The organism is Dyella nitratireducens (genome assembly GCF_014642835.1).
Classification (GTDB): domain Bacteria; phylum Pseudomonadota; class Gammaproteobacteria; order Xanthomonadales; family Rhodanobacteraceae; genus Dyella_B; species Dyella_B nitratireducens.
In genome coordinates this window covers 170,201-194,774 of record NZ_BMJA01000002.1, presented here as the reverse complement: position 1 = coordinate 194,774, position 24,574 = coordinate 170,201, and the positions used below count along the sequence as shown (strand labels likewise).

The window sequence follows — 24,574 nt, the reverse complement described above, 5'->3', positions numbered from 1 at the left end:
GAAAAAGCGGCGAGAGGGCGCACAATACGCGGATGATCGATCTCTCCCGCTTCCCGCATCTCGCGTCCATCCAGTCCCCCGCCGACCTACGCTGCATCCCCGACGATCAGCTTCCCACTGTCGCCGACGAACTGCGCCGCTACCTGATTGAAGCGGTAGCCAGCTCCGGCGGCCATTTCGGTGCAGGCCTCGGCGTGGTAGAGCTGACCGTCGCGCTGCACTACGTGTTCGACACACCGCACGATCGGCTGATCTGGGACGTCGGCCACCAATGCTACCCACACAAGATCCTCACCGGCCGCCGCGATCGCATCACCACCATCAAGAAAAAAGGTGGCCTGGCGCCATTCCCGCGCCGCGAGGAAAGCGAGTACGACACTTTCGGCGTGGGCCATTCCTCCACGTCGATTTCCGCCGCGCTGGGCATGGCGATCGCTGCGCAGCACAAGGGTGAAACGCGCAAGTTCGTGGCGGTGATCGGCGATGGCGCGATGACCGCCGGCATGGCGTTCGAGGCGCTTGATCATGCCGGCGACCTCAGCGCGAACCTGCTGGTGGTGCTCAACGACAACGGCATGTCGATCAGCGAAAACGTAGGCGGCCTGGCCAAACGCCTGGAAAAACGCGACGACAGCGTGGCAGTACCCAGCACCATGTTCGAGGAACTGGGCTTCCACTACACCGGCCCCATCGACGGCCACGACGTGCCGAAGCTGCTGGAAGTGCTGCACACGCTGAAAGATGCGAAAGGTCCGCAACTGCTTCACGTGATCACCACCAAGGGCAAGGGTTATGCACCGGCGGAACAGGCGCAGATCGAATATCACGCGGTAAGCCCGTTCGATCCGCAGGCTGGCGTGGTGAAGAAAACGGGCGCAGCCAAACTCACCTACAGCGACGTGTTCAGTGACTGGCTGTGCGACATGGCTGCGGCGGACGCGCGCCTGTTCGGCATCACGCCCGCAATGCGCGAAGGCTCGGGATTGGTGCATTTTTCCCAGGCATATCCTGACCGGTACTTCGACGTGGCCATCGCCGAGCCGCACGCGGTGACGCTCGCCGCCGGCATGGCCTGCGAAGGCGCCAAACCGGTGGTGGCGATCTATTCCACCTTTTTGCAGCGCGCCTACGACCAGGCCATCCACGACGTGGCGTTGCAGAATCTGGATGTCACTTTCGCCATTGACCGCGCTGGCGTGGTCGGTCCGGATGGCGCCACGCATGCGGGCAGTTTTGACCTGAGCTTTCTGCGCTGCCTGCCGAACATGCTGATCATGGCGCCTGCCGACGAAGACGAATGCCGTCTGATGTTGAGCACTGGTTTCCATCATCCCGGGCCGGCGGCGATTCGCTACCCGCGCGGCGGCGGTCCCGGCGTGGCGGTACGCAAGACGCTGGATACGCTGCCGATCGGCAAGGCGGATGTCCGCCGCCGCGGTCGTCGGCTGGCGATCCTGAGCTTCGGCGCCATGCTCGCCCCGGCTACTGAAATCGCCACCGAAATCGATGCCACCCTGGTCAACATGCGCTTCGTGAAGCCGCTGGATGAAACGTTGCTGCTGGAACTGGCAAACAACCACGACGCCTTCGTGACCATCGAGGACAACGCCATCGCTGGCGGCGCGGGCTCGGCCGTGGCCGAATGCCTGGCAGCACATGGCGTGACCGTGCCGATCCTGCATCTGGGCCTGCCGGATGCCTACCTGGAGCACGGCAGCCGCGAGGAAGTGTTGAGCAAGGCCGGACTGGATTTGCCAGGGATCCGCAAGGCGATCCGGGGCCGCTTTCCGCAGGCGGTGGCGCTGAATCTGGCAAGCGCCTGATTCCCCCTAGAGCACAGTAGGTTGGGGTGCAAACCCCAACGTCGCCATGCCCATCGTCCTCATGTTGGGGTTTGCACCCCAACCTACCTGGCTGCATCGCAAACCGGGTTGTCCCATGCCCGTTTCGCCCTCAAGAAAATGCGGTAGTTACCTACGCCTAAGAGAAAGCTGCGCGTTATGCACTATCCTTAACATTTTTCATACACGGCTTGAGGAGCCATCCGGCCCGTGACCGAGTTCATCGTCCGACTAGTCCAATTCTGCCGGCGCTACGCCTTGGCCGTGGTGCTGGTGTTCTTCGCACTGGCCGGCGTCAGCCTATGGATCGCCGCCGGGCGATTGGGCGTGGATACCAATACCGACAACCTGTTCGCCAGCACGCTGCCGTGGCGCCAGCACGCCATGGCCTTCGACAAGGAATTCCCCCAATTCAACAATGTGCTCGCGGTGGTGGTGCGCGGCGACACGCCGGAGGAATCCGACGAGACAGCCGCCGCATTGGCCAAGGCGCTGGCCGCGGACAAGAAACACTTCATCGACGTGAGCCGTCCCGACGCCGATCCCTTCTTCCATCAGGAAGGTCTGCTGCTGCTCGGTCCGGATGATTTGAGCAAGATGCTCGGTTCCCTGATGAACGCGCAGCCGCTGCTGGGTCCGCTGGCAGCCGACCCATCGGCACGCGGTCTGTTGAACGGCGTATCGCTGATGGCAGCCGGCGTACGCATCCAGCACGCCGACCTTTCCCCGTATAAACCCGCACTGGATCAGTTGACCCAGGTCTTGAACAACGCGGCGGATGGCCACCCCACGCCGCTGTCGTGGCAAAGCCTGCTGGGTTCGGACATCACACAACAGCCGCAGAACGCCACCTTCGTACTCACCCATCCGGTACTGGAAGACGGCTCGCTGCAACCAGGCTTGGCCGCGACACAAACATTGGAACGCATCGCCAAAGACTTGCCGGACGTGAAAGCCGGCCGCGTGCATGTCGACTACACCGGTTCGGTCGCGCTGGCCGACGTGCAATTCGGCGCCCTCACCAAGGGCATTGTGGCCAGCACCGTGGTCAGCCTGTTCCTGCTTGCGCTGTGGCTGTATCTGGCGATGCATTCGTTCCGCCGCATCGTGCCGATCCTGATCACGCTGCTGGTGGGCTTTGCGCTCACGGTCGGTTTTGCCGCCGTGGCCGTGGGCACGCTGAACGTGATCTCGGTGGCGTTTGCGGTGCTGTTCGTCGGCTTGGCGGTGGACTTCGGCATCCAGTTCGCGGTGCGCCTGCGCGAACAACGCATGCTGCACGATGACATCGACAAGGCGCTCGCCGAAGGCGCGCGCGTATCCGGCAATCAGATCGCCGTCGCGGCAGCAGCAACCGCCTGCGGATTCCTCGCGTTCTCGCCCACCAGCTTCGTCGGCGTGGCGGAACTGGGCACCATTGCAGGCGTGGGCATGGGTATTGCGCTGGTATGCACGCTCACGCTGCTGCCGGCGTTGTTGAGCTTGGCCAAGCCCGCGCGCCAAAGCAGGGAGCTGTCGTTGCCGTTCGGGCCGAAACTCGATTCTTTCCTGCATTGCCACCACAAGCCAGTGCTGATCGTGTTCGCCGTGCTTGGCATCGTCGGCTTTATCGCGGGCGTGCGCATGCCGTTCGACGCCAATCCGCTCAATACGCAGGACCCGAATTCCGAACCGATGCGCACGCTGCGCAGCTTGGCCGATAACCCGGTCACCAACCCGTTCAACATCAACATCATGGTGCCCAACCTGGACACCGCACGCACGCTGACGGACAAGCTGTCGAAGCTGCCGGAAGTATCTACGGTGATTTCCGCCGCCACCTTCGTACCGGCCAATCAGCAAGCATCGCTCGATCAGCTCAACCAGGCACAGGTGCTGATGCTGCCGTCGCTGGATGTCGATCCGTCCGCGCCACCGGTCACGCCGCAAGCCTTGCGCTCGGCGATCAGCGACACGCTGGATGCCATCAACGACGCCAAGCCGGAAATGACGGCCGATTCGCCGCTGCAGAGCATCGAGGGAGCTTTGCAAAAACTCGCCAAGGCGCCCGACGACCGGCTGATGATGATGAACGAAGCGGTGAGCCGCTTCCTGCCCAAGCAACTGGATAGCCTGCGCAATGCCCTGAACGCGCAAGGTGTCACGCTGCAGTCGCTGCCCGATTCGATCAAGCGCGATTGGGTCAGCCCGAACGGCCAGGTACGCATCCAGGTATCACCCACGGTCAGCGAGCAGGATACGAGCGGTCTGCGCAAGTTCGTGGAAGCGGTGCAACGTGTTGCTCCTGAAGCAGGTGGCCCTGCCGTGACCACCATCGCCTCGGCCGATACCATCATGCAGGCATTCAAATTCGCAGCCACGCTGGCCATCATCGCCATCGCCATCGTACTGATGCTGGTGATTCGTCGCCTGAAAGATGCCGGCATCGTGCTGCTGACGCTGGGCATGTCGGCGTTGCTGACGGCGTTGCTCGCGCGCGCATTGGGCATGGCCGTGAATTACGCCAACATCATCGCGCTGCCGCTGCTGCTGGGTGTGGGCGTGTCGTTCAATGTGTACTTCGTGATGAACTGGCGCGCGGGCATGCGGCGTTTCGTGAGTTCTGCTTCGGCACGTGCCGTGCTGTTCTCTGCGCTCACGACGGGCACCGCGTTCGGTTCATTGGCGCTGTCGCATGACTTGGGCATGGCCAGCATGGGCGGCATGTTGCTGGTGAGTCTGGTGGCGGTGTTGCTGGCGACGTTTATCTTTTTGCCGGCGTTGTTGTATGCGATCAAACCGCCCAAGCAGGTGAGCGGAACCGGGCATTGAACGCTGTTTTGCGATGGACATCACACGCCAAACCCTTGTCTCACTCCGCGTTGACGCATGTTTTATAACCAGGGTGGTACTGCTCGCATGCTTGGCATTCCCGCCAAGCATGCACCTGAGACAAGGACACCACTATGGCAACCAACGCTACGGTAAATCCAAGCCACGCTAAGCCTGGTGCAAAGATCACGCTCACAGGTGAAGACATGAACACCATCAGCGAGATCGATTTCAGGCTGAACAATAGCAACTACCATCAAACCGCCATGGTTCAGACCTTGAGCGGCAACAAACTGGAAGCAACCATTCCCAACAACTGCCCGACTGGCAACCAAGTGGAATTGGTGGGGCTCGATAAAAAGGGCCATGAAATCGGCAAGCTCGGCCGCATCGTCGTCGATCCGCCGAGGTAGTGGTTAAACCTACAGCGCAATCCCGTATTGCGCGCTCTGCTGCTGGAGTTGCCCTACTCCAAGCCCGGGCAACTCCAGCGTTCGCATCAGAACGGCACGTTGAACGCCATTCCCACCGTTCGCGGTGTCGACATCTGCACCAGCATCGGGCCACCCACCGTGGCGAGGAAATTCACCGCCTCATCGTTCAACGTACCAATCGGCACCTGTCGATTCGTCACGTTGCGCACGTAGAAATCCACGTTCGCACCGCCTCGCAAATTCACGCCGACATTGAGATCAAGAAACATGAAGCCCGGTAGCTTGAAGTTCGGGTCGCTGGTATCGCCGTCGAAACCAGCGTTGCGACGACTTGAACCACGCACCACGGCGCCGATGTAGGCATCCGTTCCGGCCACGATGAACTTGTATTTGCCGCTTACCGTGCCCGCCCATCGCGCCGAATACGGCAACCGAGCATCGGGTTGAATGCCGAGTTGTGGTGCGCCGTTGTCGGTGAATGCATCCGTGTATGTACCTGATGCGCCGAGCTCCCATGGCCCATTGGAATAGTTACCCTGCATCTCGATACCCTTGATGCGCGCGTCACCCGCGTTCTGAATGATCGTATTGCCCAAGGTGTAGGTATAGAGCTGCATGTGATGCCATTCGATATCATAGCCATCGAGACCCACGTTCAAGTGGTGATCCAGATAGCTGCCCTTGTAGCCGAGTTCGTAGCTTTCCAGGTTGTCGGAACCGAACGTGCTGGTCGCATTGGGATTGGGTACCAGCAGCGTGCTCTGCAGTGGCGCCTGCAAACCACCCGGCCGGTAGCCCGTGGATGCGCGCATGTAGAAGTTGTCCGTGCTGGTGGGACGCCAACTCAACGTGACCATCTTGGTTACGTCCTGATCTTTAACGTGCTCGCGAAAGCCTCCCTGGCTTCCGGCAAATGCACCATCCTCAAAGTTGGAAAGCGTCTGGGTATTGCCGCTGGCGCGCGCGCCCACGGTGAGATCGAGCGTCGGGTTGATGTGCCAGGTGAGATCGCCGTAACCGGCGTATTCCTCGAACCGGGAATCAACGGCTTGTGCAATCAGCGGCGCCGTGCCGGGCGGCGGTACGTTGTCGCCTTGCAGCACGTATTGCTCCCACACGTCCTCACGATTCAGCCATACGCCAAATAGCCAATCGAACGTCTGGTTCTTTTTCGACGTCACACGGATTTCCTGCGACGCTTTATGCACGGTGTACTGCGAATCGACATACAGCGAGCTGAGCGGCTGATTCACCCCGAACAAGGGGCCGATCTGGTTCAACAGTCCCAGGAATGAATCCGGATAGTCCTGCACGCTGTGGTTGACGAAATCCTGATACGCACTGATCCAGTCCACCGTTGCCCAATCAAAGTCATAACCGGCATGGAAGGAGTAGAGCTGCAAGGTCTGCGTAAACGGTTCGCGGTGATTGAGCGCACGATTGTACGGGCCACCCGAAATCGGCTGCCCTTGCAGATTGAAATCACCCATCGACAAACCATCCGCCATGATCTTTTGCGCCATGGCGGTCACATTCAACGTGAGCTTGTCGATGGGATCGATTTCCAGTTGCAGGCGCGCGCCTTTGGTATGCGTGCGATCTGCACCGCCGGCCGGTGTTTCACCTACCGCGCGATACACGCCGGTGATGTGTTGATCCACCACGGATGCGCGCAGGGCAACCTTGTCTTTGACCAGCGGAAGATTGACCGACGCATGCTCAGAATAACTGGTGCCACCGCGATTGGTGTTGGAGACGTCACCACCTACGTTGCCCGAAAAACCGCTGAGATCGGGCTTGACCGTTACGTATTTCACCAGGCCGCCCATGGAACCTGCGCCATACAGCGTGCCCTGCGGGCCATACAGGAATTCGATGTGATCCAGATCGAGCAAGGCCGGATCAAACAGAAACGTCGCCGATGCCGCATACGCGGTACTGCCACCCACTGGCACGTCATCGATATACAGCGACACAGTTGGGCTGGTCTGGTTGCCGGTCGACACGCCGCGCATTACCAGTTCACCCTGCCCCGCCCCCCCTGCGCTCGCGAAAAACACACCGGGTTGATACGACACGTAGTCGTTGAGGTTCTTCGCACCGAGTTGCTGCAACGTGGCGGCCTGCACCGTATCGACGTGCATGGGCACCTCGCGTTCCGGTTCGCGGCGGCGGTTGGCCGTCACCATCACCTCATTCAAGGTGACGGTCTGCTTGTCGCTGCTCGAAGAAGAAGGTGCCGTGGTGCTTGATGATGCGGGCGGCGTACTTGTCTGCGCCATCGCCGCAGGTGTGGCCAGAGAGATCATCAGCAGACGAATCACGTGCGGCAGGTAACGGGGCACACACACATGGACAGCAGCAACACGACGATTCATGGCGGCACATCCGGGATAAACGTTATGTGTTCATGCCCGAATGCACCGATGGAATCCGGGCCCCTTCAGTGGCTTGAGTCTACGCCTAACTTTGTGGTGAATCACAACCGCCACTGACTGGCCAACGTCCCATGCTCACGCGATCGCGTTGTTCAAGGTCGCGTGCCGTTGAAAGCTCCACGAAACCTGCGTCGCGAAGCAGTGCACGCGCTGCATCACCTTGACGCCAACCGTGCTCAAACAACAACCATCCGCCTGGCACAAGGTGAAGACCGGCATCACGCACGATGCGGCGAATATCATCGAGACCATCGTTTCCCGACACGAGTGCACTCATGGGTTCGAAACGTAAATCACCCTGCTGCAAATGCAAGTCACCGGTTGCGATATAAGGTGGATTGGAAACGATGAGGTCGAAGCGGCGATCATCCAGCGGGGCAAACCAATCGCCGTGAATGAAATGGATATTGCCGATGTGATGGCGCCGTGCATTGTGTTGCGCCACGGTAAGTGCATCGATGCTCGCATCGGTAGCAACAAGCTGCGTCATCGGACGTTCGTGCGCGATAGCCAGAGCAATCGCACCGGAACCCGTACCCAGATCCAGCGCTTGGCATGCCTGTTGGATGGGCAGACGTTCCAGCGCCAGCTCGACCAGCAATTCAGTTTCCGGACGAGGAATAAGCGTGGCAGGCGTTACTTCCAGATCGAGCGACCAGAAGCCGCGCCGGCCGGTGATATAGGCGACGGGCTCGCCTGCTTCACGCTGTTCGATAAGCACGGCGTAAGCGGCGGCGTGATCGGGCGAGAGCAGATCGGTGGCATGGGCAATCAACCAGCTGCGCGGTTTACTCAAGGCGTAGGCAAGCAACACCTCCGCATCCACGCGGTCGCTGAGGCGTTGCGTGGCTTCGTTGAGTGCGCGACGTATATCAGGCGTGTTGGGGGTCATATCGCATAGCCGGCGCGTACTGCGTCTGCCAAGGCAAGCTGGCGTCAAGCCACCCGCCGCCGCTTCGCCGATGCTGTCGCCGCACTGTGCGGATCGAGCAAATCATGCGGCAGATGCTTGAACACTTCCGCAAGCTGCTTCAGGAAACCGCTCATCGCCGAACTCTTGCGCCACACCATCGCGATACGTCGGCTCGGCGCATGGCCGCTGAATTCCACCAGTTGCAGATTCGGCGCCGGCGCCACCGGCGGTTTCACCGCCAGCGTAGGCAACAGCGTGATGCCCACATTGGCGGCCACCATCTGGCGTAGGGTTTCCAGGCTGGTCGCGCGAAAACCGCTCTTTTCGCCTGCACCGGCCATATGGCAAACCTCCAGCGCTTGGTCGCGCAGACAGTGGCCATCTTCGAGCAGCAGCAAACTCTGATCCGACAGATCGTTGAGCTTCAGCGACGGACGCTTCGCCAACGGATGCGACTGCGGTACCGCCAGCAGAAAAGGCTCTTCGAACAGCAATTCCGCGTGCAGGTTGTCGTCGTGAATGGGCAAGGCGAGGATGCCAGCGTCGAGCTTCCCTTCGCGCAAGCGATGCAGCACGACTTCGGTTTTCTCCTCGACCAGCAGCAACTCCAGGCGTGGAAAACGCTCGCGCACGCTAGGAATCACGTGTGGCAGCAGATAAGGACCAAGCGTGGGGAAGATCCCCAGGCGTACCGTACCCGATTCAGGGTCGACCGTGCGGCGGGCGATGCTCTTGATCTGCTCGATTTCGTTGAGCACCTCGCGCGCGCGATTGGCGATGTCACGGCCGACTTCGGTGAGCAACACCTTGCGCGGTGTCCGCTCCACCAGCGCGACACCCAGCTCGTCTTCCAGCTTCTTGATTTGCGTGGAGAGCGTGGGCTGGCTGACGAAGCAGGCTTCCGCTGCACGCCCGAAATGGCGGTGTTCGGCGAGGGAGACGAGGTAGTGGAGGTCGCGCAGGTTCATGGACTAAATAATAGATGACATCTATTAATTTCTATCATAGCGATCGATTTTAGCAATGCAAGTCCTGATTGCCCTTAGCCGGTACCTTCCCATTAAAAAAAGCCCGGCGCAGGAGCACTAGGCCTTCAACAACCCAAGTCGGTTGCTACAGCGATGGCTTCACGGATTCTGCCGTCTCCGCCCCGAGTTGGGGAGCGTAGAACGATGCTCGGCGGAAAACGTCCACTCGCGCCGGATGGCGGTCGATGCACTGTAGTACGTCGACCAGATAGGTGTACGAATTGATGGCCTGCAGCCGGCAGGTCATCAACAAACTTTGCATGGTACCGATGTGTTGGGCAACGAGCTAAGCCCAACAAAACATCCAGTTTTTCGCTTATGTCGAGTTCGACATAAGCGCGATTATGTTGAGCCTTCAATCATGCGCTATTGCCTGTGGCGTACCGCGCCCTAGGGATGCTCTGATTTATTCTTCATTTATGGCGAACACGCTGCTATTTCGATGGATTAGGAAACGGGTATTTGATCTCCCTTACAAAGCGGGCATCCCAGGGACACCACTCGCCATCCTTTAAAAATTCATCGACGGGCACGCCGACACGGTCCAGATGTTCCTCGACTAAAAATGCGGTCGCAGAGCAAACTTCGATTGTATGACTGATTAGCTCAATGGATTTAGGGTCTAGGTGAAAGGCGTATTCTTCATTGTAAGCAACCCTTCCACGAACGACTTTTCCTTTTAAATGCACCGGATCATTAGGACCGATTTTATTGTTAATAATATTTTCTATTTTCATTGCCAGCACTGGATCATCGACCTCAATGACAAATTCATGCGGCGCAAACGAAATGAAACCACTGCCATTATGTTAATCATCCGATGAAATGGGATCATTTGGCCTAACAAAAGAGAAATAACGCGCCTGCGCTTGCACCGCACCCGAAAAACTTGTCGCCGCAATGGCTGAAGCCAATGTCATCAATAGCATTTTTTGCCCTTTCATGACTTTCTCCTCAGAAAGAAGGCTAAGGTTCTTGCCGTTCCTTGTAGGCTGTACGGGCAACGTACAAGCACTCTAATGACGTGCGGAAGGAAACGGGTATACGATCTCTCTTATGAAGCGCAATGAATGAGGACACCAGTGACCGTCCGCCAAAAATCCGCTGTTCGGCACACCCATACGTTCTATGTTGTCTTCGACTTCAAACGCGCTTGCATCGCATTGCTTGACGCCATCCTTGAATAGAGTGATGGAATCTGGATCAAGATGAAATGGGTACTCTTCGTTATAAGCAACCCGACCGCGTACGATCTTTCCTTGTACATGCACTAGGCCTCTGTGCAAGTCTGAATAGTGAATAATAGACTCAATTTGCCGCGCCAATATTGGATCAGCTGCTATGACAAATTCGTGGGTACCAAATGTAGTTGCGTCCATCCCAGCCTGGGGATGATTTGCCGTTACAAAAGAGAAATAGCGCGTCTGTGCGATCGCTTAACAGCCCATAATGCCAGCAGCTAACGCCAATACGATCAACGGGATTTTCTTCGCTTTCATACGATACGATCCTCCTTGAAAATTGTGCAAAGGTTTTGGCTGTACCTTGTACTGTTAACGCGCTGAGTCGTGCCATCTTTATACGTCACGATGAAGCGGTCATACGTCTGGTCCGCCTGACTTGCGGCGATGTAGTTGGCAGACGGAGAAACTGTGCTTGTGGCATGGACAGCAGGCATGATCAACAACATCGCTTCTGTCAGTGCTGTATGGCGAAAGGTGGAAAACGACTTCATACACACTTTTCCTTATCGTTAGTGAGCTCTTTAGCCAAAGAGACGGTTATCCCGGATTCCCCACAAACAGATTGAGCTGGCGCAACATATTTCATAAAAAGGTGGCGCAATGGCGCCACCTTTGCTGCACTTGGTCAGCTAAAGACAAACTGGACTAGCTTGCGGTTTAACGTTGTATAAAGCGATTTCAGTGATAGGGAGCGTATGAACCAACTTGTGCACACTTGGCGTCATTTCGTGATCGCAGTCACCACAGCCTTATGGGCATCCAAAACCCCGCTGCCGATGGGCTTATCCGGCGTAATGGGGTCTGTACTACTGGTCAGCCAGTCCCTGATTTGAGCAGGCGTAGCGGAGGGAAGCCCTTCGCGCTGTCGAGCGCTGATCATAAGCGCCACGGTACCTGTGACCAACGGCGCTGCGTATGACGTTCCGGCATCGGGAGCGATTTTCGGCACAGTGTCCTGGACGGGCTCATACTCGCCCGAATTGCTTAGCATCCAAGACCATTCGTAGTACATCTGCTCAGGGTTTCCAATGCCATCCCCGGCAGGTACCGCTAGCGCCACTGCTGCGCCATAGTTGGAGTACACGGCTCGATTGCCAGAATAATCCGTGGCAGCAACGGCGATGACGCCGGGACAGGTAGAGGGCAGGTGGTAACCGCGAAAGGTGGGGTCGTTGGGATCACTGCTATTTCTGCTTTCATTGCCAGCGGAAGCGACAAGAACCACATTACGGGCTATCGCACGCTGCACGGCTAGGCCGATCACGTTGGGCGTCGCGCATGGATTGGTGAAGTAACTTCCAATGCTTATGTTGATGACCTGAGCCGGGCGCTCGATGTCGTCAAATCCATCCACATGACCACCTGATGCCCATTCGATCGAATCGCTGATGTCGGAATCATAAGCGCCGTCATAGGCAGCGGTACGAAGTGGTATCAATTTGGCGCCATAGGCCACGCCCGCCAAACCCATTCCATTGTTGGTTCTAGCGTTGATGATTCCCGCTACTTTAGTGCCATGCCAACTACTGGGTCCAAAGCTAGTTCCTCGGGGATGGCCCGGATCCCATCCACACCTCTTTCCATAGTCGGCATCATCCTTCGAAAAGTTATATCCCTCGCACACGAAGTCATCGTTGCTATCAGGGTTTGGCGCCATACCTGTGTCTATAACGACTACCGTAACACCGGTGCCATCTGCCAAGTCCCACGCATGGTCGATGTTCGCGCTACTAATGCCAGGCCAACGAAAATTCCATTGACGATCGTTCTGGTAGTAAGGGTCATCTGGGTTGAATACCAACGGTGCAATAGAAGATGCCTTGCTGCCAAGGTCCGCGCGGAACGACGGAAAAGTCGGCAGGCTCACTTCATCGATACGCAATTTCCGATCAGGCTCTACATAAACCACATCGGGGTTCGTTGCGATTTTTTGCATCAACGCATTGGCCTCCGCCATATCGAGCTTGTGCGAGGTCTGAACCAGTTCGGCACCTACGCCAAGCTTGCGCTTGTAGATGACGGTTAGCGGCTGGGCATCCGCCTTAGAGCTTGACGTTACGCGATCGACGCCAGAGGTCGTTATCGCAAATTGGACATCCTTCACCACTTCCGTGGGATTGTTGCGAATACCACTGCCCTCGCGGTAGGAGACGATGAATTTGTCATAGGCATCAGTCTCCTGACTACCTACGGCCGACATCTTCGAGATTGTTGGCTGCTGCATACCCGTGGCGTGGGTGGCAGGCATGATCAACAACATGGCTGCCATCAGTGCTGTATAGCGAAAAGTGGAAAACGACTTCATATGCGTTTCTCCTTGTCTTGAATGGGCTCTTGAGCCAATACGGCGGTTATCCCGGATTCCCCACAAACGGATTGAGTCAACGACTCAATCCCGTTTCCTTTCTTCGTAAACAAGGAAGGAAACCAAACCTGATGAAATGCTTGTCTTGCAAACGATGGGATCGCAGATGGCGTGTATCTGAAATTACCCAACTCCCAAAGCAAACGGAGCTGGAAACCAAGGCCGATTTCTGCCTGGTACGGGTCGATGCTATGAGCACAGCCTCATAAAAGTCAGTAATACAAGTGAACAATGGCTTGTACTACAAACACTCTACTTGAGTAGGCAATGCACTCATTGCGTGCAATGAAATGGGATTGCCAGATATATGGATGAAAAAAAGCCCTGGCATAAAGCCAGGGCTTTCGACAGCACAAATGGCTGTTACGGGTTGTAGTCGGCCAGCACCGAAATATTGCTGAAGCTGCTGCCCTGTTGCGGAGCCACGCGAAGGTAATAGGTGGTGGCCTGCGGAGTTTGAATGACTACGGCTTCGCTGGTGCCCGGCTTGACGGACTTGAAGTCGGCATTGCTGCCATCCGCAGCCGGAGCACTGCCCGCCTTCACGTACAGCGCTACATTACCTGTGCCACCAAGCGTGCGTAGGTTCAAGGTCTTGGCGCCTGCTGGCACATCGATCGAATACAGGATGCTTCCACTCGTGGCGCTCTGTCCAGGCAGGAGCGTTCCCTTGGTCAATAGAATGGATGGATCATCGCCACCACCGCCATTGCCATCACCGTTCACCACCATGTTGACCGCCGCATAAGCGTCGAGGATGCCAGTGCCGATCTGCTGATCTTCCACAACTGGGAATGGACGAGCCGACTTCGCCAGAATGTCGTGAATCTGAGCAGGAGTGGGATCCGATAGGCCTGCTTCCCTTGCAGCACTAATCATCATTGCCACCGTACCGGTGACATGCGGAGTTGCTTGGGAAGTACCTGCCATGCCCTCATACGATGTGACCGGGTCAGCATCGAGAGGCCCTTCCGTACCTGGGTTGATGGCGGCCCAGACGAAGCCTTCGGGATTGGCTTGCTGACCGGAGGATGCATCGTTTTGGTAGATGCCGCCGCCCGGTGCCGAGATCGTGATACCGGTCCCGTAGTTGGAATAGAACGCACGCTTGCCGGTAATACCATTGGATGCTACGGCAATCACACCAGGACAGCTGGCGGGAGTAGCGTTTGATACGTCTTCATTGTCATTGCCTGCGGCTACCACCACGGCAACGCCGCGGCTGATGGCGTCTTGAATAGCTTGATATTCCGCTACTTCAGGGCTGCACGGCTGTGCACCACCGAGGCTCATGCTGATGACTTGCGCCGGATGCGTGTTGTCCGGCACGCCATCCACATGGCCGCCAGAGGCCCATACGATCGCGTCGGAGATATCCGAGTCCGTACCACCGCAATGACCGAGTACACGTATGGGCAACACCTTGGCGTTGTAGGCAATGCCGGCCATGCCCACACTATTGTTAGTAAGCTCACCAATCACGCCCGCCACGTTGGTGCCATGCCAACTGCTGCCTTCTGCCGGGGACGCCCTGTAGCACTGGCCCGTGGTCGTCCAGTCACCCAGATCCCAGCCACCCGGTGCAGTACCGTCGGTAGGGCGACCGGATATGGCCGCACTCTCAATGAAATCGTAGCCTGCGTCACCCAGCGATGTATCCAGATCCGGATGTTTCGTGATACCCGTGTCAATGACAGCGACGGTCACACCTGTGCCATCAGCGATATTCCACGCGTTGTTGACATTGGCGCCACCAATCGCATTCGAGAAGTTCCATTGATAATTCGCGTAGTCCGGATCGTTCGGAGCGAACGGATCAGCAGGCGCATCCGTGGGTTTGGCCATGCTAGCAGGCGCCTTGATGTCTCGCACGGCATACATCCTGTAATCCGGCTGGACGTATGCCACGGCCGGATCGGCTGCGATCTCCGCCATCAACGTATTGGCTTCGCTCTGACTGAGCTTGCGCGAGGTATGTATGAGATCTGAGCCCACCGCGAGCTTGCGCTTGTAAGACGCCGAAACAGCGGGTGTCGAGACGACATTTGACGACATCGTGGCCTTGTTCAACCCGGTACGGCCAATGGCCGCATTCACCTTCTGCATCGCGGCCGTGCTGCTGTTGCGCTCCGTCGAACCATTTTTATAGGTGACGATGAAACCCTCGTAGCTTTGATCTGCTTTTTTGACAGCAAGATATTTGGTGGGCAACGATGTGGTGTCTGCGGCCTGAAGCACCGGGATAACCAGCGTTAGTGCTGCTGCGACTGCGCCAATGCGCAAGTACTGAAATGACTTCATGCATGATTCCTTGAAGTGGGTCCGGAGCTTTCCCCGCTCCGGATTGGAGTAACGAATGGCGCGAACCATGGGCTCTTGCCATGTCGCATGACATCGGAAGACGCGCACCTTTCTCCGGAAAGAAAGGTGCGCTATCTCGTTACCAACCGAAGCTGACGCCAACCGTGCCGCTGGCTTCACCACCGCCAGCCACCGAGCCGCCGACCAACACGGCACCGTTACCTGGCAGGCGACGCGAGAAACCGACCGACAATGCGTTCTCTCCACCATAAGTACCTGCCGCCGCACTGACGCGGTTGTCGGTACCCGGTGCCGCAGCAATGGCACCCGCCATGCCAGCCATCGCTGCACCCATTGCACCGACACGATTCAAGCGTTGATTGACCGCATGGAACTGGTTGTTCACCGAATCCTTGAAGGCATTGAAATTGTCGTTGGTGACCAAGTTCGAAACTTTCTGGTCGGTATAGGCGTTGGCTGCACTTAGCGTTTGCGCGTCACCTGCATCGGCATAGCTCTGCGCGGCGTTGATCGCGTTTTGCGTGAACTGGGTGACCTGGCCCACCGTCGCCGCGTCGGTTGCTGCCACACCGTCAACCATGTTCGTCACGCGACGCTGCTGGTCAGTATTGCCCACGGACACCGTGTTCTCCTGATCCGCGACGGAACCGGCACCCAATGCCACGGCATTGGACGCGGTGACCGAGCTGCCTTGGCCGACGGCGGTGCCGGATGTGGCCGCAACGCTGCTATCGGCACCTACCGAAACAGCATTGTCAGCCGTTGTGGCGACCTGCGTGTTGTTGCCCAGCGAGGTGCCGTTCGGAGCGTTGACAGCGGAACCTGTGCCGACGGCGACATCGTTCCTGCCATCCGCATGGCTGCCGCTGCCAACGGGCAGACCATCGCCTGTTCCAACCGGAATACCATTGCCGCCACCAGGACCGCCATTGCTCTCCAGATTAGTCACACGCGAATCCAGCGAACCCAGTGCCGTGTTCACTGCACCGAAGGCATCACCTACGTTGTTGTAGCTGCCGCCCATGATGTTGAACTGTGGCTGGGCGATCATGCCGTTGGCACCCACCGCAGCACCACCACCGATGGTGTCAGCCAGAGACTTGTACTGGGCGACGTTCACGGCATCGGTATCGCTCATCCCCGCGGCAACGTTGCGCAGCGTGGTACCACCTTGTGAGGAGTTACCAAACGTCACTGCACTCTCATTGCTGCCTTCGTCATACGTAACAGCCGAGATGATATTGCCGTTGCCGTCCACCAGGCCGACCTTCTTGAGCTGGGCGACGTTGACCGCATCGGTATCGGCTGTGCCGGCGGCGACATTGGTGATTTGACGCTGAAGGTTGCTGTTACCTACCGATATGGAGTTACTACGATCGGTAACACTGCCGCTGCCAAGAGCCACGCTATTGAAGTGGCTGCTCTCACTTTGCGCCCCCAGGGCCAGGCTGTTATTGCCGATCGCCCTGGCGTTGTAACCAAGGGCGACACTATTCGCCCCACTTGCGCCACTAAACGCACCAAGCGCTACTGCACCATCGTTCGAAGCATTCGCCTTGGCTCCACTGGCCACAGCCAATGTGCCGCTCGCGATGGCGTCATCCGTGCCATCGTTGTTACCGCCAGCCTTGAAGTAACGGTTGGTGCTGCCATCGCCCACCGCGGCGGTGAGCTGATCCACGTTCACCGCATCGGTGCCCTGCGTGCCAGCGGCCACATTGGTGATCTGGCGATCGATGGCCTTGTGCGTGCCGGTCGCATCCTGCCAATCGTGTGCTGCACCAACCGACACCGTATTTGCACGATCGGCCAGCGAGCCTTGACCCAGAGCCACACTGTTGTCTGCGGTGGCTCTGGCATTGCTGCCAAGCGCCACGGTGTTGTCGCCGGTACCGTAGCTGTTGTAGCCCAATGCGGTTGCCATGGCGCCGGTCGCCCAGCTTTCGGTGCCGATCGCCGTGCCGTTTGCGCTTGCAATCGTGCTTACACCGACGGCCACACCACCCAGATCAGCGCTGCTGTCGTTGCCCACGGCAACGCCCCGCTGACCAGCCAACGCACCGGCACCCAATGCACTGCCCTCTTCATCCGCTTGACTGCTGGCGCCCAGAGCAGTGGCAGAATCGTTCGCAACAGCCAAAGAACCGATGGCGGTGCTGGCATCACCACTTGCGGTTGCCCTGAAGCCCACAGCTGCGCTTAATAGGCCATTGCTTTGTGCGGTGTTGCCCACCGCCGTCGAATTGATTCCATTGGCCTGGCTGCTTGCACCGATTGCCACCGCACCAGCCGCCGACGCCTTTGCATTGGCACCGCTAGCTATGGCCAGCATGCCGCTGGCCATGGCATCGTCAGTGCCGTCGCCCTTGCCATCTGCCTTGAAATAGCGGTTGGTGCTGCCATCGCCTACGGCGGCATTGAGCTGATCCACGTTCACCGCATCGGTGCCTTCCGTACCGGCCGCGACGTTGGTGATCTGGCGTGTCATGGCGTCGTGCTTGGTACCCCAAGTGTCTGTCCACTCCGAAGCAGCACCCACCGATACCGTATTGGCACGGTCCGCATAAGAGCCCGCGCCCAGTGCGACGGCGCCATTGGCATTCTGGGACACAGCGCTGCTATCGCCGATGGCCGTGCTATTCGCCGACCCCGCATAGGCATAGGAGCCCAAGGCGACGGCATTGTCCGCACTCCACTCGGCGGTCGCGCTATAACCGATGGCGATACTCTCGATGCCTCTGCTCGAACTTGCCGCACCGATGCTTGTCGCTTGATCGAGATAAGCGCTTGCGCTCCCACCCAACGCTACAGATAAGGTTCCGGACGCTAACGAACCGCCACCTATCGCCGTGCTGCTTGCGCCCGAGGCGACGGCGCCTAGACCCATCGCACTGGAAAAGACGCCAGATGCCTTGGAAGCTGCGCCAAGTGCCGTGCTGGTTGCCGTAGCCTGGGCTTGCGAACCGAGCGCCGTCGAGAAGCTGTCACTAGCCAACGCCGACTCACCCACCGCCGTGCTCTGTTCACCGCTGGCGACCGCCGATTTGCCCAGTGCGGTGCTAGCGAGGCCTTCAGCCTGCGCATTCCAACCCACGGCCACACTGCCCTGCGCAGCGGAGCTGTCATTGCCCACTGCAACAGCTATCTGGCCAGCCGACGCAAAGGCACCCACCGCGCTGCCTGCATCATCGGCGAAGCTGAAGCTGCCCACAGCCGTTGCGATATCGTTGGCAACGGCTGAATTGCCGAGAGCGGTGCTGAAGGTGCCGTTCGCATAGGAGGTGAAGCCCACGGCGACGCTGAATGGCCCATCGACTCGCGCCAGACCGCCAATGGCGGTCGAACCAAAACCATCCACCTGGCTGTTTGCGCCTACGCCAACACCGAAATTGCCGTTGGACATGCTGTTGGCGCCAATGGCGATGGATTGACCACCATTCGCCTGGCTGTTTGCACCTTGCGCCACCGCATTGCTACCCAGAGCAAGGCTCCCATAACCGCTGGCGATGCTGTAATCGCCAAGCGCATTCGCGCCGCTACCGAAAGCCGATGCACCGAAGCCCTCGGCATAGCTGCTCGAGCCGGCGGCAGTGGCGTAGTCGCCTTGGGCAATCGCGTCGTCGTTGCTGTCGCCGTTGGCCTTGAAGTACTTGCTGCTTCCGCCGATCTGGCTGGCTACCGCATCGAGCTGCGACTTGTTCACCGCGTCAGTGGCTTCCGTACCGGCCGCGAGGTTGGTGATCTGGCGTTCGTTACCGACACGTCCCACTGACACGCTGTTATCGCGATCAGCAAGCGAGCGGGCGCCCAGTGCCACGGCATTGTTGGCCGTCACCGTGCTGAAGTTGCCAAGGGCCGCGCCAAAATCGCCTGCGACCTGCGCACCGCCGCCGATGGCCACACCCTGTTCACCGGTGACCGCTGTGTTCCTGATGTCGAACTGTTCGTTGTCTATTGCCATGCCACCAATGGCAACCGAGAACTCCGAACCGACGTAACTGAGCGTACCCATTGCGATCGAGTTCTGAGCGTTATTGCCGACGGTGGCAAAGGTGCCGACAGCGATGCCGTTGGCGGAGCTATTGCCCACGGCCGCCAGGGCACCCAAAGCGACGGCATCGGCTGAATGGGTGCCTACGTAGTTGGATTGACCCAGCGTACTGGCCCCATCGCTGTTGATATCGGCCTGGTTTCCGATAGCGGCTACGCCGCTGCCCGATACCTGATGCGAGTTGCCGATGGCAATGGAGTGATCACCAGTGACGCTGTTATTGCTACCCACCGCCACACTCTGCGTACCAATCACTGAACTGCTGTAGCCAATCGAAGTGGATTGATCACCGATCACCGTGGCTCCGGTACCAAAAGCGGATACACCAAAGCCGTCGGCATAACTGCCAGCACCGGCAGCGGTGGCAAATTCACTGCCATCTTTGATGACAACATCATCGACGCCATTGCCCGTAGCTTTGAAGTAGCGGTTGGTGCTGCCATCGCCCACCGCGGCGGTGAGCTGATCCAGGTTCACCGCATCGGTACCTTGCGTGCCGGCAGCAACGTTGGTGATCTGGCGTTCGTTATCAGCACTGCCCACCGAGACTGTGTTGTCACGATCGGTGTATGAGTTTGCACCAAGGGCAACCGCATTCTCGGCGGTAACCTGGGCCCATGCTCCAATCGCGACAGAATTCAGGCTTTCCGGAGCACCAAAACCACCAACCCGGCTTTCGCGACCGATGGCGATGCTGTTGTCGCTACCCGCCCATGCATTGAGGCCATGTGCAACGCTGCTGTCGCCGAAAGCAAAGCTACCGCCTCCCAGCGCGATGCTGTCATCGCCTTGAGCCGCGCTGAGATAACCAATCGCAGTACTGCGACGACCGAATGTCGATGCAGTATGGCCAACGGCAATGCTATCGTCGCCTTTGGCAAGGCTATTGAAACCAGTTGCGATGCTGTTTTCACCGCGCGCCGTGCTGAAAGTACCCAAAGCCATGCTGTAGTCGGCTTCGGCACTGCTATAGGTACCCATGGCTGCACTTCCGCCGCCTGCACTGCTGGCGCCAAAGCCGGTAGCAAGACTGAACTCACCCTCTGCCTGGCTGCTATAACCCATGGCTGTCGCAGACGCGGCGGCCTGACTTTGTCCGCCGAATGCACTGGCTCCGTTGCCGCTGGTTTGACTGGCGTAACCCGCAGCAATGGACTGCATGCCATCGGCGTAACTGTCCGCACCCAGCGCTATCGCACCCGTAGCCATAGCATTGCTGTTCTTGCCCACTGCTACAGAGCGATCGCCGCTGGCGTAGCTGGAACTACCCGCGGCAACTGAATAATCGCCCGCAGCAATCGCATCGTCGAACACGCCTACGCCTTGATCGCCTGCCGCCTTGAAGTATTTGGTGGCAGCTCCGACATTGCTGGCCACTTCGTCCAACTGGTTCTTGTTGACCGCGTCCGTGCCTTCCGTGCCGGCTGCTACGTTGGTGATCTGACGTTCGCCGCCAGCGTAGCCAACTGACACCGTGTTATCTCTGGTTGCTTGAGATTCCGCACCTAGTGCGACGGCATTGTTAGCATACGCTTGCGAGGCTGCGCCAATGGCCATGCTGTTGTCGCCGGAAACGAAAGCACTTCCGCCGATGGCAACGGCGTTGCGTCCATAGGCCTGTGCAGCGTCGAGGAAACCGAAATCACCCGGCGGCGGCACGTAAGTTCCACCCAGCACAATGCTGCCATCGCCATTTGCATAAGCATCCGTGCCAATCGCAATAGCTTGCTCACCACGACTACTCGCCCGCAGGCCAACAGAAATGCCAGCGTCGCCGCTTGCAACAGCATCCGTACCGATTGCCGTCGCATCATCGGCGGCCGCACTACCTGCGCCCAAGGCGGTAGAGAAATTCCCAGCTGCCGTCGCGGAGGCACCAAACGCCGAGGCATATCTGCCGCTTGCCGTGCTATCGCTGCCGACAGATACAGCGTGGTCTTCGCTGGCCGTGGCATTGTTGCCTACTGCCGTCGAATTCAGGCCAGTAGCCGCGGCTCGATAACCAAAGGCGGAAGCCTGGTCTGCACCCGCAACACTGCCTGCGCCTGCCGCAGTGGTATGCGCGCCATCCAGCAGCGCGTCATCGAACAGAAATTCGTCACCGCTGGCCTTGAAGTACTTATTGGTAGTGCCATCACCCACAGCGGCATTGAGCTGATCCAGGTTCACTGCATCCGTGCCTTCTGTACCGGCAGCCACATTGGTGATCTGGCGTTGATTGGACTGCATGCCAACCGAAACCGAGTTGTCACGGTCGGTAGCCGAGCCAAAGCCTAGCGCTACCGAATTGTCGTGATATGCCTGCGAAGCCGCACCGAGGGCCACTGCATTCAGACCCGAGGAAATCGCCCCACCGCCGAGGGCCACGGCGTTGACGCCTGAGGCTCGCGTCGGCTGAGGGATGCCGAATCCTCCGTCCACCATATATTCGGTGCCGATAGCAATAGAGCCATCGCCTGTACTCACGGCAAATTGGCCGATGCCGATGCTGCCTATACCTAAGCTCTGGGTTCCATTACCCAATGCCAGGCTGTTCAAGCCGGCAGACACGCTCTGCACGCCCAGGGCCATGCTGCCGTCTTGCGACGCCTGGCTCCCAGCTCCAAGTGCCGTGCTGCCAATACCGGTTGCCTGGCTGCCATGACCCAGCGCTGTGGCGAACTCCCCTGCCTGGCTGTCTCCGCCGAATGCGCTGGACGCATCGCCACTGGCCTGGCTGGCATAACCGGCGGCAATGGACCGCACGCCAAAAGCGTTGCTGTTATCGCCGAGCGCCGTGCTCTCCTCGCCATTGGCACGCGAGAATGCGCCGACCGCGGTGCTACCCAGAGCAGCTGCCTGTGCATCGAAGCCCAGCGAAGCGGCGAACGAGCCGCCAGCGCCAGCCACTTCACCCACAGCAACGCTGCTGACGCCTTGGGCATGGCTACCCGCGCCCAGCGCTATCGCGCCATTGGCCGTCGCCTCGCTCTTCCTACCCACTGCAATCGAGCGATCGCCTCCAGCGTAACTCGAACTTCCCGCGGCAACGGCGAAATCACCTGCGGCGAGGGCGTCGTCCAGCGAGAACTCCCCTTCACCATTGGCGATGAAGTACTTGTTGCCATCGCCGACCTGGCCGGCCAGCGCATCAAGCTGCGATTTGTTCACCGCATCGGTGGCTTCCGTACCCGCTGCGACGTTGGTGATCTGACGTTCGTTGCCAGCCGAACCAACCGACACGGTGTTTGCGCGATCCGCAAGGGAATTGGCGCCCAGTGCCACGGCACCCGCGGCGCCAAAGTCCACCTTGCTGCTGTCGCCAATGGCCGTGCCATGATGTGCATTACTTCTGCTCTGGGTGCCGAGCGCGATACCGTTGTTGGCATCGGCTTCAACAAAGCTGTCGGCACCGATCGCGATGCCACGCTCGCCGTTAGCTACGGCGTTGTAACCAACGGCTGTGATTTGATCGACGGCATGCTCGCTGCCTGCGTCAGCACCGAGTGCCGTAGCTTTGTCGCCAAGCGCCCAGGCTCCCGAACCGACAGCCAGCGTGCCGTGACCGGTAGCAGATGCGCCGCCACCCACGGCAGTGGCCAATAAGTTGTCCGCGTTGGAGCCCGAACCAATAGCAACGTTGTTCGAATAGCTGGCCTGAGCACTTTCGCCGATAGCGATACTGCCGTAACCGTTCGCTTGGCTCTGATAACCTTGCGCGATGCTGCGATCGCCGGTTGCAAGGCTGCTTCTACCCATTGCCATGGCGTATTGCCCCACAGCTTCGCTGTAGGCACCCAACGCCACTGACGCTTCGCCGACGCTTGTAGCATTGAACCCAGCGGCCAGGCTACCGGGGCCAACACTGTAGGCTGCACCACCGATGGCCGTGGAGCCATCGCCCGATGCTTGAGCAAGTGCACCCAGTGCCGTTGCCGCCTGATCAGCATCGGCCACAGCGGATGCGCCCAAGGCCGTGTTACCGAGGCCCCACGATTGCGCACTTTGTCCCACGGCAACCGACGCATCACCGAACGCCATGCTGCCTTGGCCCATCGCGGTACTGCCAATACCGTCAGCTATGGCTTCAGCGCCGATCGCGGTTGTGGCGTTCTTGGTTGCTTGCGCGTTGGCACCCGCAGCTACAGCCAAGTCACCTTCGACGCGCGCATCATCGCTGTCATCGTTCATGCCGCTGGCTTTGAAGTAATGCTGCGCATCACTAAGGCTGTCGCCAAGGTCGCGCAACTGCGACACGTTCACGGCGTCGGTGTCATTGACGCCAGCGTCTACGTTGGTGATGCGGCGTTGAAGGTTGTCGCTGCCAACGGATACGGTGTCGTTCTCCGACGCGATGGAGCCTGCACCCAAAGCGACGCTGTTTTGGCCGGAGGCTTGACTCCTCCAGCCGAAGGCGCTGCTGTTTGCACCGGTCGCCCTGCTCTCAGCACCCAACGCGGTGCTGTTCTGCCCGGATGCACGGCTCTTTTCGCCGATCGCCGTACTGTTCGTTGCGGCGGCTTTCGCATCATGGCCAATGGCCAGGCTGCCATCGCTATCAGCAGACGACGAATAACCCAGCGCAATAGCATATTCACCCTGCGCCGACGACTGATTGCCTACTGCCACGCTGTAATCGCCAGAGGCATTTGCGTCGTCGCCACACGCGAAGGCATCAAACCCGCCAGCCACAGGCGGGGCGGCGAACACTCCGCCGCAAGCACTACCCGCCAACGCCGCCTTTGGCGCCAATCCCAGGCCAAGCATGATCGCCAGCGAAAGCTTGATCAGCGCAACACCGGAATGCCCCTTGCTGCCAGCACCACCCGTGCCGGTTTTGCAGCTGGCCAGTTCCGAAGCCACCACGATCTGTCCTAGCGATGCGTTCCAGACTTTGCTGTAGATCTTGTTCATGCCTTATTGCCCTCTCCATGCGAGTAGATGACGCAGAACACACGTGCGGTGACGTGCGCGCCGAGGTATGGATGCCGGTGAAATCCCCGCGGCTCTGCTGTCCGTGTAATCCCTGTCGATGCTTGATCCACTAAAGACCGGGAATGTGTTTTGGCAAAAGCATCTTGATTCGCGACGAGTGGTTCACTCACGAAAACTCACGTGAAATTCACCAAACTCACGAATCCTCACTTT

14 protein-coding genes are annotated in these 24,574 nt (G+C 58.8%); 3 read left to right on the top strand and 11 right to left on the bottom strand.

What is annotated here, in order from left to right:
* Positions 1 to 32 precede the first annotated feature (32 nt).
* The 3 genes from dxs (at position 33) to IEX75_RS11935 (ending at position 5,065) form a co-directional block, all read left to right on the top strand.
* Positions 33 to 1,823, top strand: a complete 1,791-nt coding sequence (dxs, locus tag IEX75_RS11945) for a 1-deoxy-D-xylulose-5-phosphate synthase (protein ID WP_188794548.1) — start codon at positions 33 to 35, stop codon at positions 1,821 to 1,823.
* Between the two features lie 228 nt (positions 1,824 to 2,051).
* Positions 2,052 to 4,652 (top strand): MMPL family transporter, encoded by a 2,601-nt coding sequence (locus IEX75_RS11940; RefSeq protein WP_229720798.1) that lies wholly within the window; start codon positions 2,052 to 2,054, stop codon positions 4,650 to 4,652.
* 206 nt (positions 4,653 to 4,858) lie between these two features.
* Positions 4,859 to 5,065 (top strand): hypothetical protein, encoded by a 207-nt coding sequence (locus IEX75_RS11935; protein WP_188794547.1) that lies wholly within the window; start codon positions 4,859 to 4,861, stop codon positions 5,063 to 5,065.
* Positions 5,066 to 5,151: 86 nt separating this feature from the next.
* On the opposite strand, the gene IEX75_RS11930 is transcribed toward IEX75_RS11935, so the two are convergent.
* From IEX75_RS11930 to IEX75_RS24155, 11 genes are all read right to left on the bottom strand, one after another.
* Positions 5,152 to 7,464 (bottom strand): TonB-dependent receptor, encoded by a 2,313-nt coding sequence (locus IEX75_RS11930; RefSeq protein WP_188794546.1) that lies wholly within the window; start codon positions 7,462 to 7,464, stop codon positions 5,152 to 5,154.
* Positions 7,465 to 7,549: 85 nt separating this feature from the next.
* Positions 7,550 to 8,416 carry a peptide chain release factor N(5)-glutamine methyltransferase gene (prmC, locus tag IEX75_RS11925; protein ID WP_188794545.1) on the bottom strand — a complete coding sequence of 289 codons (867 nt, stop codon included), beginning with the start codon at positions 8,414 to 8,416 and terminating at the stop codon, positions 7,550 to 7,552.
* A 44-nt stretch (positions 8,417 to 8,460) separates the two neighbouring features.
* Positions 8,461 to 9,405, bottom strand: coding sequence for a DNA-binding transcriptional regulator OxyR (oxyR, locus tag IEX75_RS11920; RefSeq protein ID WP_188794544.1), 945 nt, complete (start codon positions 9,403 to 9,405; stop codon positions 8,461 to 8,463).
* A 145-nt stretch (positions 9,406 to 9,550) separates the two neighbouring features.
* Positions 9,551 to 9,727, bottom strand: coding sequence for a transposase domain-containing protein (locus IEX75_RS11915; RefSeq protein WP_188794543.1), 177 nt, complete (start codon positions 9,725 to 9,727; stop codon positions 9,551 to 9,553).
* A 172-nt stretch (positions 9,728 to 9,899) separates the two neighbouring features.
* On the bottom strand, positions 9,900 to 10,256 hold the full coding sequence (locus tag IEX75_RS11910; protein ID WP_423373298.1) for a BP74-related protein: 357 nt from the start codon (positions 10,254 to 10,256) through the stop codon (positions 9,900 to 9,902).
* An 18-nt stretch (positions 10,257 to 10,274) separates the two neighbouring features.
* Entirely contained in the window at positions 10,275 to 10,409 is a 135-nt protein-coding gene (locus tag IEX75_RS24310; protein ID WP_268236477.1) for a hypothetical protein, read from the bottom strand.
* A gap of 72 nt (positions 10,410 to 10,481) precedes the next feature.
* A complete protein-coding gene (locus IEX75_RS24455) occupies positions 10,482 to 10,844 on the bottom strand; it encodes a BP74-related protein (protein WP_423373026.1) in 363 nt (120 codons plus the stop codon).
* A gap of 116 nt (positions 10,845 to 10,960) precedes the next feature.
* Positions 10,961 to 11,200, bottom strand: a complete 240-nt coding sequence (locus IEX75_RS11905) for a hypothetical protein (RefSeq protein WP_188794541.1) — start codon at positions 11,198 to 11,200, stop codon at positions 10,961 to 10,963.
* 230 nt (positions 11,201 to 11,430) lie between these two features.
* Entirely contained in the window at positions 11,431 to 13,014 is a 1,584-nt protein-coding gene (locus IEX75_RS11900) for a S8 family serine peptidase (RefSeq protein ID WP_188794540.1), read from the bottom strand.
* A gap of 423 nt (positions 13,015 to 13,437) precedes the next feature.
* On the bottom strand, positions 13,438 to 15,375 hold the full coding sequence (locus IEX75_RS11895) for a S8 family peptidase (RefSeq protein WP_188794539.1): 1,938 nt from the start codon (positions 15,373 to 15,375) through the stop codon (positions 13,438 to 13,440).
* Positions 15,376 to 15,514: 139 nt separating this feature from the next.
* Positions 15,515 to 24,340 (bottom strand): ESPR-type extended signal peptide-containing protein, encoded by an 8,826-nt coding sequence (locus IEX75_RS24155; protein WP_229720797.1) that lies wholly within the window; start codon positions 24,338 to 24,340, stop codon positions 15,515 to 15,517.
* Positions 24,341 to 24,574 lie beyond the last annotated feature (234 nt).